Source organism: Amycolatopsis sp. NPDC004169, from assembly GCF_040610315.1.
In the GTDB taxonomy this organism is placed as follows: domain Bacteria; phylum Actinomycetota; class Actinomycetes; order Mycobacteriales; family Pseudonocardiaceae; genus Amycolatopsis.
Window position 1 is genome coordinate 1 of the sequence record NZ_JBEXMD010000084.1, and the last position, 14,846, is coordinate 14,846.

Consider the following 14,846-nt stretch of genomic DNA (forward strand, 5'->3'; position numbering starts at 1 on the left):
TTTTTGTCCCGGCTTGGCCCGCGGGCGCGCCTGGTGGACGAACGCCCGGCCGGGCGTTCGTCCACAGTGGAGGGTCCGGTGCCGGGCGTCGTCCGTCGCGCGGGGGTGCACGCGCTCGCGGTGGTCGCGGGCTCGCTGCTGCTCGGGTTCGGCCTCTTCCTGAGCCGGACGGCCGCGCCGGTGCCCGAGGCCCCGCCGCCGCCGTCCGCGGTGGACGTCGCGGTGCGGGGGAGCGACCGGCAGTGGGACCTGACCGGCGCCCGGGTAGGTGACGACGGCACCGGGTTCTTCACCGGCGAAATCACGGTGGCGAACCGGGCGGACCGGCCGCGGACGGGGTTGTTCCGGCTGACCCTCTTCGTCGGCGGGGCGAAGGTGGCGGAGCTGTTCGGCCAGGCACGGCCGGCGGTCGCCCCGGGCGCGACGGCGGTGGTCGAGCTGGGGCTCGGCGGGCCGTTCGTGCCCGGGCCGTACGAGGTCGAGTTCCACGAAGCGTTCGCATAGAGGGGCGGAACGGGTGAACGACGAGGTCATCGGCTGGGCGGTGCGGCTGGCGGCGGAGGTGGCACCGGACGAGGCGGAACTGGTTCCGTCGCTGACGGCGGCGTACCTGACGGGCGGCGCGGCGCGGCGCGAGCTGTTCGCGCGCACGAACGCGGCACCCGGCGGCTTCGACGTGACCGCGCCGATCGTGCTGTTCCCGCACGTGCTGGCGGCGGTGACGCTGACGGGCCCGGCGATCTGGGCGGCGCTGGGCGGCAACCTCAGCAGTGTTTCCACGCTGCTGAAGAACCTCGGCGACCTGTGGGACCGCCGCCGCGCGAAGCAGGTCCCGGAACCGCAGGCGCGCGGGCTGCCCGAGCTCAACCACCTGATCGACGCGATCAGCGCCGAGCTGAAGGCGGCGGGGGTGCCGGAGACCGAGAGCGAGGTTCTGACGTTCCGCATCGTCCGGGCCCTGATCAAGGACGGCGCGGGCACCCGGGCCTACCTGGCCGCGGCCCCACCGGAGGACCCGGGCCGATGACCGGCGATCCTGTGCCCGGCACGCCCGCGCCCGCGGCGGTGCGGGGGCCGGTTCCCGGCGGCGCCCCCGCGCGGATCGGTCACCAGCCGCCGGCGCCGCCCTGGCTGCTCTTCTGGTTCTTCACCGCCCTGTGCTGGACCGTGCCCCGGCAGCTCCCCGCCTGGCGGGACAGCCTGTTCGACCTCGTCGGCGTCACCCCGAACCCCGCCGCCACCGTCCCCGGCAGCGACGTCCTGCGCGTGGCCGGGCTCGTCGATCTGATGCCCGCCGTCGTGCTGCTCGCCGCCGTCGTCACCGTCGCCGGCGCCGGGGTGCGCGGGCGGCTCGTCGAGCGCCGGTACGGGCTGAGCGACGACCTCCGCACCCCGAGCCTCGCCGCCATCGCCGCCTACGCGCGGGCCCAGCTGCCCGGTGTCGAAGTCCGGGCCAACCCGCGGCGCACCGACCTGCTCGCCTTCGCCTACCTCCGCCGTCCCCGGCGGCCGCGGCTCGCCGTCTTCGCCCCGCTCGTCGTGCTCTGGCGGCGGGACCGCGCCGCCGCCGAAGCCGTCGTGCGGCACGAACTCGCGCACTGCCGGCAGGGCGACACCTACCTCGCCGGGGCCACCAGCCCGCTCGCCTTCCTCGTCCGGCACTGGTTCGCCCTGTTCGCCTGGGCCGCCGTGGTGCCGGTCGGAGCGGTGTGGTTCGCCGACGTCCTCGACGGGTCCGTGCACTCCGCTGGGCAGCTCGTCGCCGGACTGGGCCTGATACTGCTCAACGCGTTCGGGCTGCTGCTCGCCGCCATCACGCTGCCCGTCGCCGGTTCGTGGAGCGCCGAGTTCGCCGCCGACCACGTCGCCGCCGCCGGACCGGCAATGCGGCTGGGTGCCCCGCATCCCGGCCGCGTGCTCGCCCGGCTCACCCACCCGCCCATGGCCCTGCGCCGCCGGCTGCTGCGCGCGGGCCCGCGCGCCACCGCCTTCGCCGCGATCGCGTGCTACCCGCTGGGCTGGCTGGTCCAGCTGGGCTGGCTGCTGCTCGCCGCGCACGCCGCCTGGCTGCAGATCGGCGAGTCCGGCACCCTCCGCGCGCTCGGGCTCTGGGCCGCCGCGGGCTGGCCGGTCTGGACGGCCGCCGCGCTCTTGGCCGCCGCCTGGCCGCTGCTGCGCTGGCCGTGGGCGCGCGTGGTCAGCCGCTGAACACCGGCAGCGTGATCCGGGACGGCCGGGCCGCGTCGTGGAACACCTCGAAGCGGTTCGGCCTGCCGTCCACCGCCGACGTCACCGGCTCGTCCGTTCCGTGGTTCCGCCCGAACCGCGGGAACGCCCCGCCCGCCACCTGGACGCGCAGCCGGTGGCCGCGGCGGAAGCGGTAGGCCGTCGGGTCGAGCGTCACCTCCGCGGTCACCACGCCGTCGGCGTCCGCGGCCGGGAAACCGGGGCGCAGCCGCAGGATCCCGTCGGTCACGTTGCGGGAAACGCCGCCGGCGTCGACGTCGCAGAGCCGGACGAAGACGTCGGCGTGGCCGAGTTCGGTGCGCACGTGCACGGTCGCCGCCACCTCGCCGATGACGTCGAGGTCCGACGGCAGCGGCTCGCCGGTGAACACCAGCACGTCCGGCCGGGCCTCGACCTCCTGGTTGTCGCGCTGCTTCCACTCGCCGGTCAGCAGCGGGCCGCCGACCGACGGCGTCGGGTCGGCCGGGTCGTAGGTGAACGTCGTCGGCAGCGCCGGGTCGGTCGCGACCTCGCCGAGCCCGCCGATCGGCCGCAGGTGCGCGCCGGTCGGCTTCGACGGCGGCGGCCACGACTCGAAGTCCAGCCACGTCCCGGCGCCCTGCAGGAACAGCCGGACCGGCGACCGCTGCAGATACGTCCGGTCGCCGAGCAGGTGCGCGCGCAGGAAGCCGAGCTGGTCGCGGATCATCGGGCCCATGCTCGCGGGCTCGCCGTGCGCCCACGGCCCGATCGTGATCCGCGGTGCCTTGCCGGCGTCGGCGAGGATCCGGAAGTCACGCAGCTGCGAGCCGATGAACAGGTCGTACCAGCCGGTCACCATCGACACCGGGACGTCGAGCCCGGCGACCTCGGCGCTGTGGTCGGACATCGCCCAGTAGTCGTCTCCGGGGACGAAGTGCCCGGTGACGTCCTGGAGGAACTGCACCGGCTTGCCGATCGCGGCCACGTCGGCGCCGCTGATCGGCAGGTGGGCCATCGCCCGGCGGGTCTTGCGCGTCTGCAGCGGGTTCGGCAGGGCGGCGAACCGTTCCTCCTGGCGGCCGATCATCGCCGACCACGAGACCATGTTGTCCGCCGCGAGCACGCCGCCCGGGTAGAACGTCGAGACGAACTCCGACGCCGTCACCCCGAGGCACATCGCGGCCGGCGGCGGGTCCAGGTACGGCCCGATCGCCCACTGCGTGTGCCCGAGGTAGCTGGCGCCCGCCATGCCGAGGGTGCCGTCGCACCACGGCTGCGCGCGCAGCCACTCGGCGGTGGCGAGGCCGTCTTCGCGTTCGAGGTGGAAGGGCCGGAACTCGCCGCCGGAGCCGAACGAGCCGCGCGTGCTCTGGATGACCGTCTGCAGCCCGTGCCGCGCGAACGTCTCGCCGAAGAGCTTCGAGAGCAGCCCCTTGCGCCCGTACGGGGTGCGGATCAGCACGACCGGCGCCGACGTCGTCCCGGCCGGCGCGTACCGGTCGGCCAGCAGCGTGACGCCGTCGGGCATCGGCACCTCGAGGTCGCGTGTCACGGCCGGCTTGGGGCCTTCGGCGCGGGGGAGTCCGAGCAGCTTGTCGACAAGTCGGTCCAGCACGGGCGCCCGCCTTCCGAAGTGGAGTCGATCCTTCCGGATCCGACCGTACCTCAGTTCGCCCGCGCGAGCGTTTCCGGACGCAGCAGCCTGGCCAGCTCTTCGGCCGGGATCAGGCCCTTCTCGACGACGAGCTCGGCGACCCCGCGTCCGGTCGCGAGCGCCTCCTTGGCGATCTCCGTCGCGGCCGCGTAGCCGATGCTCGGGTTCAGCGCCGTGACCAGGCCGATCGAGTTCTCGACGTAGGCGCGCAGGACGTCGACGTTGGCGGTGATGCCGGAAACGCACTTCTCCGCGAGGGTCCGGCAGGCCGCGCCCAGGTGCGTGATGCTTTCCGAGAGCGAGTGCAGGATGATCGGCTCGAACGCGTTGAGCTGCAGCTGCCCCGCTTCGGCGGCCATCGTCACGGTGACGTCGTTGCCGATCACCTCGAACGCGACCTGGTTGACCACCTCGGGGATCACCGGGTTGATCTTGCCGGGCATGATCGACGACCCGGCCTGCACCGGCGGCAGGTTGATCTCGTTCAGCCCGGCGCGCGGACCAGAGGACAGCAGCCGCAGGTCGTTGCAGCTCTTGGACAGCTTGACCGCGATCCGCTTGAGGACACCGGAAAGGTGCACGAACGCGCCGCAGTCCTGGGTCGCCTCGACCAGGTCCGCGGCGGTCACGACCGGCAGCCCGGTGAGCTCGCGCAGGTGCCGGCAGGCGGCTTCGGCGTAGCCCGGCGCGGCGTTGAGGCCGGTGCCGATCGCGGTCGCGCCGAGGTTGATTTCGTGCAGCAGCGCGACGGCTTCGTTCAGCCGCTGCCGGTCCTCGCCGAGCATCACCGCGTAGGTGCCGAACTCCTGGCCGAGCGTCATCGGCACGGCGTCCTGCAGCTGCGTGCGGCCCATCTTCAGCACGTCGTGGAACTCGACGGCCTTGGCCGCGAACGCCTTCTCCAGCACGATCATCGCTTCCGACAGCCCGCGCACGGCGAGGATCGTGGCGACGTTGACCGCGGTCGGGTAGGCGTCGTTCGTCGACTGCGAGAGGTTGACGTGCTCGTTGGGGTGCACGACGTGGTAGTCGCCCTTGGCGTGCCCGAGCAGTTCCAGTGCCCGGTTGGCGATGACCTCGTTGGCGTTCATGTTGGTCGACGTCCCGGCACCGCCCTGGATGACGTCGACGACGAACTCGCCGTGCAGGGCGCCTTCGCGGATCTCCCGGCAGGCTTCGCCGATCGCGTCCGCGATCTCCGGGTCGAGCAGGCCCAGCTCGGCGTTGGCCCGTGCCGCGGCTTCCTTGACCGCGGCCAATGCCTCGACCAGGTGCGGGTAGGCGGCGAGCGTCGTGCCCGTGATCGGGAAGTTCTCGCGGGCGCGGGCGGTGTGCACGCCCCAGTACGCCTCGGCCGGGACGTCCTTGTCGCCGAGCAGGTCGTGTTCGCGGCGGGTGGTCATACGGTGCTCCCCACAGGAAGATTTCCGGCGAAACGGAGGTTGTCGGGGCCAGGTGGGACGTCGATCCCGCACCGCCCGAGCAGCGCGGCCAGCACCGGGTAGCGCGCCCGGTCCCCGCCGTCGGCGATCTTGAACGCGATCGCCGTGCCGTCGGGCAGCGCGGCGACCTGGACGGCCTCGAAGCCGTCCTTGGCGATCAGCCCCGGCACCGCGCGCATGACGGCGGTGACGTCCCGCCTGCTGCCGCCGACCAGCTCCGGGTGCTGCCGGATCCCGGCGGCCACCAGGCCTTCCGGCGTGTCCGGCGCGGCGACCGCGATCCTCGACACGGCCGTCGCCAGCCCGCGCAGCGTGGTCGCGAACAGCGGTGCGCCGCAGCCGTCGACGGCCACCCGGGCGATGTCCCGCCCGGTCAGGTCCTCGACCGTGGCCGCGATCGCGCGTTGCAGCGGGTGGGCCGGGTCGAGGTAACCCTCGGTGGCCCAGCCGTTCACCGCGCAGGTCGCGAGCATGGCCGCGTGCTTGCCGGAGCAGTTGTGCCCGAGCCGGGACGGCGCCCGCCCCTCGGCGAGCCAGCGGTCGCGCTCGACCGGGTCGAACGGGAAGTCCGCCGGGTTGCCGAGCAGGTCGGGCGAGCGCCCGTCGAGGACGTCGAGGGCGGCGCCGAGGTGCATCGGCTCGCCCGAGTGGCTGGCCGCGGCGATGGCGAACCCGGCGGGGGACAGGCGCAGCCCGAGCCGCGCCATCGCGGTGGCCTGCAGCGGCTTCGCCGTCGACCGCGGGTACATCGGGGTGTCGACGTCCCCGGCGGCGAACCGCGTCGAGCCGTCCGGGGCGAGCACCACGGCCGAGCCGTGGTGGACGCCCTCGACCAGGCCGTCGCGGATCAGTTCGACGAGCGGCTCGTGGCTCACAGGCCCTCCTCGTCGAACGCGCGCATGTCGATCCGCCTGCGCACGCCGAACCAGCCGGCGACCAGTGCGACGACGATGGCCGGCAGCGCGAGCAGGGTGATCCGGCCGGTCTCGTCGAAGCCCATCAGCACCACGACCGCGGCGAGGAAGACCAGCGTCGCGATCTCCGTGTAGGGCGAGAACGGCAGCCGGAAGGACGGCCGCTCGAGGCCGTCCCGCTCGGCCCGGCGCACGAACAGCAGGTGGCAGAGCACGATGATGGCCCAGGTGGCGAGGATGCCGATCGCGGCGAAGTTCAGCACGATGTCGAAGGCCTCCTTCGGCACCAGGTAGTTGAGCCCGACGCCGAGCACGCACACGGCCGCGGTGAGCAGGATCCCGCCGTAGGGCACGTGGTTGCGGTTCATCACGCCGGTGAACTTCGGCGCCGAGCCCGCCACCGCCATCGACCGCAGGATCCGGCCGGTCGAGTACAGGCCCGAGTTCAGGCTGGACAGCGCCGCGGTGAGCACGACCAGGTTCATCACGCTGTCGGCCGCGGGCACGCCCAGGTGCGAGAGCACGGTGACGAACGGGCTCTGGTCCTTCGTGTAGGAGCTCCACGGCAGCAGCATCGCCAGCAGCACGACCGAGCCGACGTAGAAGACGAGGATGCGCCACATGATGGAGTTGATCGCCTTCGGCATGATCTTCTCCGGGTTCTCGGTCTCGCCCGCGGCCACGCCGACCAGCTCGACCGAGGCGTAGGCGAACACCACGCCCTGCACGATCAGCACCATCGGCAGCAGCCCGGAGGGGAAGATCCCGCCGTGGTCGGCGATCAGCTGCGGGCCGCCGGCCACGCCGTCGATCGGCGTCTGCGTCACCAGCAGGAAGATGCCGATGACCATGAACAGCACCAGCGCGGCGACCTTGATGATCGCGAACCAGAACTCCATCTCGCCGAACAGCTTCACCGACACCATGTTCAGCGTCAGCACGACGGCGAGGGCGATCAGCGCGAGCACCCACTGCGGGATCGGCGAGAAGAACGACCAGAAGTGCGCGTAGAGCGCGATCGCCGTGATGTCGGCGATGCCGGTGGTCGACCAGTTGAGGAAGTGCATCCAGCCGGCGACGTACGCGCCCTTCTCGCCCATGAACTCGCGGGCGTAGGAGACGAAGGCGCCGCTGGAGGGCCGGTACAGGATCAGCTCGCCGAGCGCGCGGACGACGAAGAAGGCGAAGAGCCCGCAGACGCCGTAGACGATCGCCAGCGCCGGGCCGGCCTGGGCGAGCCGGCCGCCCGCGCCGAGGAACAGGCCGGTGCCGATCGCGCCGCCGATGGCGATCATGTTGACGTGCCGGGACTTCAGGGCCTTGTGGTAGCCGGCGTCACCCGCGTCCGCGGTGTCGGCGGTGGTGGCCGGGACGGTCTGTTCGGTCACTGTTCCCCGTTCACGATGCTGGTCAGGGTGGCTTCGACGTGCGTCAGGTGCGCCGTCATGGCCGCGACGGCCTGCTCTTCGGAACCGCTCTCGATCGCGGTGACGATGTCCCGGTGCTCGACGTTCGACTGGCGCCGCCGGTCGCCGAGCTGGTTGAGGAAGGCGGACTGGCGGGCGAGCGCGTCCCGGATCTCCTCGATCACCTTCCCGAAGACGGGGTTGCCCGAGGCCTGCGCGATGGTGATGTGGAAGAGCGAGTCGAGGGCGACCCACGCGGTGTTGTCGGTCTCGGCGTCCATCCGGTCGAGCAGGTGGCCGAGCAGGTCGAGGTCGTCCTGGCTGCGGCGCACCGCGGCGTACCCGGCGACCGGGATCTCGACGTGCCGCCGCACCTCGATGAGGTCACGGGCCGAGTAGGGCCCGAAGGTGGGGTTGTCCGCCGGGCCGGTCGCGGTGACGAAGGTGCCCTTGCCGGTCTTCGACTCGGTCATGCCGAGCGCCTGCAGGCCGCGGAGGGCCTCCCGGATGACCGACCGGCTGACCTCGAACTCCCTGCTCAGGGCCGCTTCGGAGGGCAGCTTGGCGCCGACGGCGTACTCGCCGCGCTCGATGGCGGCGCGCAGGTGGGCCAGCACGGCTTCCATGGCGCTCACCCGGCGGGGAACACCCGGGCCACCTTGTCCGGCTGTCTGGCTGTCAGACAGGTTCATGGCGGGAATGCTCGGTGCCGGTGGTGGCGGTGTCAACGCGGGAGGCCGCCCGTGTGCGCCAGCTCACGACCTGGGCCGCCCGCTTCCGTCACTCCCGGGGACGGCTCGGCAGCGGCCCGTGTCGTGATCGTTTCCGCCCGGAAAGGGGGGCGTGTCCCAGCGGCGGAACACCGCCGTCGAGGAGCAGAATCGACCCGGCGAGCACGTGTCGGGAGTGTCGGTGGCCCAAGCTATGGTGGGGGACCCGGCGCGCCGGTCCGATCCACCTAGGGGAGGTTTTCGCTGGTGTCGAACGATTCCTTCGTCCACCTGCACGTCCACACCGAGTACTCGATGCTCGACGGTGCGGCGAAGATCGCTCCTCTCTTCGCGGAGGCGGCGCGCCTCGGCATGCCCGCGGTCGGCATGACCGACCACGGCAACATGTACGGCGGCGACGAGTTCTACCAGCAGTCCAAGAAGGTGGGCATCAAGCCGATCATCGGCATCGAGGCCTACATCGCGCCGGAGAGCCGGTTCCACAAGAAGCCCGTCTTCTGGGGCCAGGCCAACCAGCGCGGCTCGGACGAGTTCGGTGAGGGCGGCGACGTCTCCGGTGGCGGTGCGTACACGCACATGACCATGCTGGCCGCGAACGCGACCGGCCTGCGGAACCTGTTCAAGCTGTCCTCGCTGGCCAGCATGCAGGGCTACTACCGCAAGCCCCGGATGGACCGCGAGCTGATCTCGGAGAACAGCTCCGGCATCATCGCCACCACCGGCTGCCCGTCCGGCGAGGTGCAGACCCGGCTGCGGCTGGGCCAGCGCGAGGAGGCCATCCAGGCCGCGTCCGACTACAAGGACATCTTCGGCGCCGACAACTTCTTCCTCGAGCTGATGGACCACGGCCTGCCGATCGAGCGGTCGGTCCGGGAGGGCCTGCTGGAGATCGGCAGGCTGCTCGACCTCAAGCCGATCGCGACGAACGACTCGCACTACGTCACCAAGGACCAGGCGGACACCCACTCGGCGCTGCTGTGCGTCCAGGCGGGCAAGACCCTCAACGACCCGACCCGGTTCAAGTTCGACGGTGACGGCTACTACCTCAAGTCCGCCGCCGAGATGCGCGAGTACTGGGACAAGGAGGTGCCCGGCGCGGCCGACACGACGCTGCTGATCGCCGAGCGCGTCGAGTCCTACGAAGAGGTGTACGCGCACAAGGACCGGCTGCCGTTCTTCGAGGTGCCGGAGGGCTACGACCAGGGCAGCTGGCTGCGCGAAGAGGTCCAGCGCGGCCTGAAGTGGCGGTTCCCGGACGGCGTGCCGGACCCGTACTACAACGAGCGCATCGAGATCGAGCTCGACGTCATCATCGGCAAGGGCTTCCCGGCCTACTTCCTGATCGTCGCCGACCTCATCAGCTACGCCCGCCGCGTCGGCATCCGGGTCGGCCCCGGCCGCGGCTCGGCGGCCGGATCGCTGGTCGCGTACGTCCTCGGTATCACCAACCTGGACCCGATCCCGCAGAAGCTGCTGTTCGAGCGGTTCCTGAACCCCGAGCGCGTCTCGATGCCCGATATCGACATCGACTTCGACGACCGCCGGCGCGGCGAGATGATCCGGTACGCGACCGAGAAGTACGGCGCGGACAAGGTCGCCCAGGTCATCACCTTCGGCACGATCAAGACCAAGGCCGCGATCAAGGACTCCGCGCGCGTCCACTTCGGCCAGCCGGGGTACGCGATCGCGGACAAGATCTCCAAGGCGCTGCCGCCGCCGATCATGGCGAAGGACATCCCGCTCTCGGGCATCGTCGACTCGAAGCACGAACGCTACGGCGAGGCCGCCGAGGTCCGCGCCCTGGTCGAGACCGACGAAGAGTGCAAGACGATCTTCGAGACCGCCCGCGGTCTCGAAGGCCTGATCCGCAACGCGGGCGTGCACGCCTGCGCGGTCATCATGTCGAGCGAGCCGCTGACCAACGCCATCCCGCTCTGGCAGCGGGACGACGGCTCGATCATCACCGGCTGGGACTACCCGTCGTGCGAGGCCATCGGCCTGCTCAAGATGGACTTCCTCGGCCTGCGCAACCTCACCGTCATCGGTGACGCGATCGACAACATCAAGGCCAACCGCGGGGTCGACGTCGACCTCGACACCCTGGGCGTCGAGGACCCCGAGACGTACAAGCTGCTGGCCCGCGGCGACACGCTCGGCGTGTTCCAGCTGGACGGTGGCCCCATGCGCGACCTGCTCCGGCGCATGGAGCCCACGGTGTTCGACGACATCGTCGCGGTCGGCGCGCTGTACCGCCCCGGCCCGATGGGCATGAACGCGCACAACGACTACGCCGACCGCAAGAACAACCGGCAGAAGGTCAAGCCGATCCACCCGGAGCTCGACGAGCCGCTGCGGGAGATCCTGGCCGACACGTACGGCCTGATCGTGTACCAAGAGCAGATCATGCACATCGGCCAGAAGGTGGCCGGGTACACGATGGGCCGCGCGGACGTGCTCCGCCGCGCGATGGGCAAGAAGAAGAAGGAAGTCCTCGACAAGGAGTTCGAGGGCTTCGAAGAGGGCATGCGCAACAGCGACCTCGTGCCCGGCGGGTTCTCCAAAGAAGCGATCAAGGCGCTCTGGGACACGATCCTCCCGTTCGCCGGCTACGCGTTCAACAAGAGCCACGCGGCCGCGTACGGCCTGGTCTCCTACTGGACCGCGTACCTCAAGGCCAACTTCACCGCCGAGTACATGGCGGCCCTGCTCACCTCGGTGGGTGACAACAAGGACAAGTCGGCGGTCTACCTGTCCGAGTGCCGCCGCCTCGGCATCAAGGTGCTCCCGCCGGACGTCAACGAATCGGCCATGCGGTTCGCGGCCGTCGGGGACGACATCCGCTTCGGGCTGGGTGCCGTCCGCAACGTCGGCGCGAACGTCGTCGAGTCGATCATCAAGACCCGCGAGGAGAAGGGCAAGTACGCCTCCTTCACCGACTTCCTCGACAAGTCCGAGCTGGTGGCCTGCAACAAGCGGGTGATCGAGTCGCTGATCAAGGCGGGCGCGTTCGACTCCCTCGGCCACACGCGGCTGTCGATGATCCAGGTCCACGAGGACGCGGTCGAAGCGGTCGTCCCGCTCAAGCGCCAGGAGGCGATGGGCCAGTTCGACCTGTTCGGCTTCGGCGGCGACGAGGGGGAGGCGGCGCCGTCGTCGTCCCCGCTCGCGCACCTGAAGTTCGGCGAGGAGGAGTACCCGCGCAAGCAGCTGCTGGCCTACGAGCGCGAGATGCTCGGCCTGTACGTCTCGGCCCACCCCCTGGACGGCGCCGAGCGGATCCTGCGCAAGCACGCCCCGAAGCCGATCGCCGGCATCCTCGCCGACCCGCCACGCGAAGGCGAGATCGTCATCTCCGGGCTGATCACGTCGCTGGAGCGGCGGGTCAACAAGAAGGGCGAGCCCTGGGCGATCTGCACGGTCGAGGACATGGACGCGTCCCTCGAGGTGCTGTTCTTCCCGAAGTCGTACGCGCTCTTCGCGAGCGAGCTGATCGAGGACAACGCGGTCCTGGTCAAGGGCCGGGTCAACTGGCGCGAAGACAAGATGTCGGTCTTCGGAGGCGGCCTGGCCACGCTGGACCTGTCCGAGGTCGGCACGGGCAGCGGCGACGACGAGCCCCCCCTGGTCCTCCTCGCGGCGGCGGAGAAGATCGACCAGTCGGTGGTCAGCGAGCTGAGGTCGACGCTGCTGGCGCACAAGGGCGAGACCCCGGTGCACCTGAAGCTGGTGGGCAAAAACCAGACGGTCTTCGCGCTGTACGACTACCCGGTGAAGGTCAGCTCGATGCTGATCGGCGAGCTGAAGGGCATCCGGGGGATCACGGCCTCGACGTAGGAACTGTGCCGCCCAGGGCCAGGGCCAGGGCCAGGGCCCAGGTGCCGGGGGCCCGGGGCCAGGGCCGGGCGGCCGGGCCGGGGGGCCAAGGGGCCGGGGGCCAAGGGTGGCGGCGGTGGGCCGGGGGAGCGAGGAACGAGCCGTCCTCCTGCCCGGCTCTGGCCGGCTGTCCCGCCTCAGCAGCACCGGAGCCATCTCGCGGCCGCACATCCCGATCCCCCTGTCGCGGTCGATCCGCCGCCGGGCCGAGCCATCCCCGCTCCGCCGCGCATCCCCACCTGGCTGCGGTGGCGAGCCGCCGCAGCTCGCGCGGTGTGCCGCCGGGTCGAGTCGTCTCGTTCCGCCGCGCATCCCTACCCGGCGGCGGTGGCGAGCCGCCGTAGCTCGCGTGGTGCGTCGTCGGGCGAGTCGTCTCGTTCCGTGGTGGCGAGCCGCCGCGGCTCGCGGGGTGCGTCGCCGGGCCGAGCCGTCTCGTTCCACCGCGCATCCCTACCCGGCGGCGGTGGCGAGCCGCCGTAGCTCGCGCGGTGTGCCGCTGGGCCGAGTCGTCTCGTTCCGCCGCGCGTCCCCACCCGGCGGCGGGTGGCGAGCCGTCTTGTTCCGCCGCGCATCCCCACCTGGCCGCGGTGGCGAGCCGCCGTAGCCCGCGCGGTGCGTCGCCGGGCCGAGCCATCCCCGCTCCGCCGCACCCCCACCCCCGCCGCCGCAACCCCCGTCCATCCGCCGCCCCACAACGCGCGCGAAGCCCGCCTTTCGTGTTTGCTGAGTGGGTATCCCCGCCCGGCGAACACGCGTGAGGTCAGCTCCCCGATGTCGTACGAACCCGACCCCCGGCGCTGGAAAGCGCTTGCCGTCTCGCTCACGGCCGGGTTCATGGGCCTGCTCGACGTCAGCATCGTCAACGTCGCCCTTCCCTCGATGCAGGCCGGCCTGCACGCGAGCAGCGGCGGCATCCGCTGGGTCGTCTCCGGCTACGCCCTGGCCTTCGGCCTGGTCCTCGTCACCGGCGGCCGCCTCGGGGACGCCTTCGGCCGGCGGAACATGTTCCTCGGCGCCCTCGCCGCCTTCGTCCTCACCAGCGCGCTGGCCGGCGCGGCCCCGAACGAGACCACCCTCGTTCTCGCCCGGCTCGCCCAGGGCCTGGCCGCCGGCATGCTGACCCCGCAGAACACCGGCCTGATCCAGGACCTCTTCCGCGGCGCCGAGCGCGGCCGCGCGTTCGGCATGTTCGGCGCGGTCGTCGGGATCTCGACCGCCGTCGGCCCGATCCTCGGCGGCGCCATCATCGCGGTCTTCGGCGCCGAAGACGGCTGGCGGTGGGTGTTCTACGTCAACGTCCCGATCGGCGTCCTCGCGTTCGCCCTCGCGCTGCGCCTGCTGCCGCGAAGCGAGAAGAAACAGCTCAAGATCTCCTCGGAGATCGACTTCGTCGGCATCGCGCTGCTGGCGGTCGCCGTCCTCGGCGTGCTGCTGCCCGTCATCGACTCGGACAGCGGCGGCTTCAAGCAGCTGTGGTGGCTCTTCCTCGTCGCCGCGGCGTTCGGGTTCGCGTTCGTGCGCTGGGAGCGGTCGGTGGTCCGGCGCGGCCGGTCGCCGCTGCTCGACACGCGCCTGTTCACCGGCACCCCGGGGTACGCCTCGGGCGCGGCGGTCGGGGCGCTCTACTTCTGCGGGTTCGCCGGGATCTGGCTGGTCTTCGCGATGTACTTCCAGCAGGGCCTCGGCTATTCGCCGCTGCAGTCGGGCCTGTCGGTGACGCCGTTCGCGCTCGGCTCGGCCGTCTCGGCCGCCGTGGCCGGCCGGCTGGTGCCGCGCTTCGGCCGCCGGCTCACCGTCACCGGGCTCGCCATGGTCGCCACCGGGCTGCTGGCCGTCGCGCTGCTCGCGGAACTGGTTCCGCCGTCGGCGTCCGGCTGGGCCTTCGCGCTGCCACTGGTGTTCGCGGGCGTCGGCGGTGGGATGGTGATCTCGCCGAACACGACGTTGACCCTGGAGTGCGTGCCGGTGCGGATGGCCGGGGTGGCCGGCGGCGCGCTGCAGACCGGCCAGCGGATCGGCACGGCGATCGGGACCGCCGTGCTCGCCTCGGTCTTCGGCCTGGTCCTCGGCCACGGCTACCCGGTGGCGCTCACCGTCGCGCTCGGCTGCGCGGCCGTCCTGACGTGCGGTGCCCTGGCCCTCGCCATCGCCGAACTGCGGGCGCGGCGGCGCCGGGCGTCCGAGGACGAGCGCGAGGAGCGGACGGCCGAGACGTCCGCGGCCGACGTCCACCGGACCTGAGACACTACTTTCCGCAGATTCGCGATGCTCCATCCGAGTGACGAGCGCGGAAAGACCCTGGTGCTACGGAGAGCAACCGGGTAGATCTTATGGAGCCTTCACTGCGCGGCTACGGCTACCGACAGTGGCAATCAGTCGGCCACCCGGGGATGGGGTGACCGGCTTGAGCGATCGAGGCGTCCGGAGTTCGAGGGAATGGACACACTCGGTCACCTTCCGTCCAGTGGGTGTCGGCGTCCGCGGGGGACCGCCCGGCACTCGCGGAAGGGCTGCCCATCGGTGCCCGCCGACGCGTGACGGCGGCGGGGGGGGCCGGGGGGGGGGGGACCCGGGCCCCCCCGCCTAATAAACCCGGTTGTGGCCCGGCCGCCCCCCCG

The 14,846-nt window shown here is 71.8% G+C and carries 10 protein-coding genes; 5 read left to right on the plus strand and 5 right to left on the minus strand.

Features of this window, described 5'->3' with window-relative positions; translation table 11 throughout:
* From ABZX11_RS47510 to ABZX11_RS47520, 3 genes are all read left to right on the plus strand, one after another.
* On the plus strand, positions 1-504 hold a 504-nt coding region (locus ABZX11_RS47510; protein WP_354925659.1), incomplete at its 5' end, for a hypothetical protein.
* Between the two features lie 13 nt (positions 505-517).
* Complete coding sequence (locus ABZX11_RS47515; protein ID WP_354925662.1) at positions 518-1,027, plus strand: hypothetical protein; 510 nt, start codon at positions 518-520, stop codon at positions 1,025-1,027.
* Entirely contained in the window at positions 1,024-2,208 is a 1,185-nt protein-coding gene (locus ABZX11_RS47520; RefSeq protein ID WP_354925665.1) for a hypothetical protein, read from the plus strand. The genes ABZX11_RS47515 and ABZX11_RS47520 overlap by 4 nt, the downstream gene beginning before the upstream one ends.
* Here ABZX11_RS47520 and ABZX11_RS47525 read toward each other — a convergent pair.
* From ABZX11_RS47525 to ABZX11_RS47545, 5 genes are read right to left on the minus strand one after another with little or no spacing between them, the layout of a single operon-like run.
* Entirely contained in the window at positions 2,198-3,823 is a 1,626-nt protein-coding gene (locus ABZX11_RS47525; RefSeq protein WP_354925668.1) for a CocE/NonD family hydrolase, read from the minus strand. The genes ABZX11_RS47520 and ABZX11_RS47525 overlap by 11 nt on opposite strands.
* Positions 3,824-3,873: 50 nt before the next feature.
* Positions 3,874-5,265, minus strand: a complete 1,392-nt coding sequence (gene aspA, locus ABZX11_RS47530; protein WP_176172000.1) for an aspartate ammonia-lyase — start codon at positions 5,263-5,265, stop codon at positions 3,874-3,876.
* Positions 5,262-6,179: an asparaginase gene (locus ABZX11_RS47535; RefSeq protein ID WP_354925671.1), complete on the minus strand. Its 918-nt coding sequence runs from the start codon at positions 6,177-6,179 to the stop codon at positions 5,262-5,264. Before ABZX11_RS47535 ends, aspA begins: the two co-directional genes overlap by 4 nt.
* Entirely contained in the window at positions 6,176-7,606 is a 1,431-nt protein-coding gene (locus tag ABZX11_RS47540; RefSeq protein ID WP_176171998.1) for an amino acid permease, read from the minus strand. The genes ABZX11_RS47535 and ABZX11_RS47540 overlap by 4 nt, the downstream gene beginning before the upstream one ends.
* On the minus strand, positions 7,603-8,250 hold the full coding sequence (locus ABZX11_RS47545) for a FadR/GntR family transcriptional regulator (protein WP_354925680.1): 648 nt from the start codon (positions 8,248-8,250) through the stop codon (positions 7,603-7,605). Before ABZX11_RS47545 ends, ABZX11_RS47540 begins: the two co-directional genes overlap by 4 nt.
* A gap of 351 nt (positions 8,251-8,601) precedes the next feature.
* Between ABZX11_RS47545 and dnaE the strand changes: the two genes are divergently transcribed.
* The gene (dnaE, locus tag ABZX11_RS47550) at positions 8,602-12,189 is read left to right on the plus strand and encodes a DNA polymerase III subunit alpha (protein WP_354925674.1); all 3,588 of its coding nucleotides are present in this window, start codon (positions 8,602-8,604) and stop codon (positions 12,187-12,189) included.
* A gap of 810 nt (positions 12,190-12,999) precedes the next feature.
* Complete coding sequence (locus ABZX11_RS47555; protein ID WP_354925677.1) at positions 13,000-14,469, plus strand: MFS transporter; 1,470 nt, start codon at positions 13,000-13,002, stop codon at positions 14,467-14,469.
* Positions 14,470-14,846 lie beyond the last annotated feature (377 nt).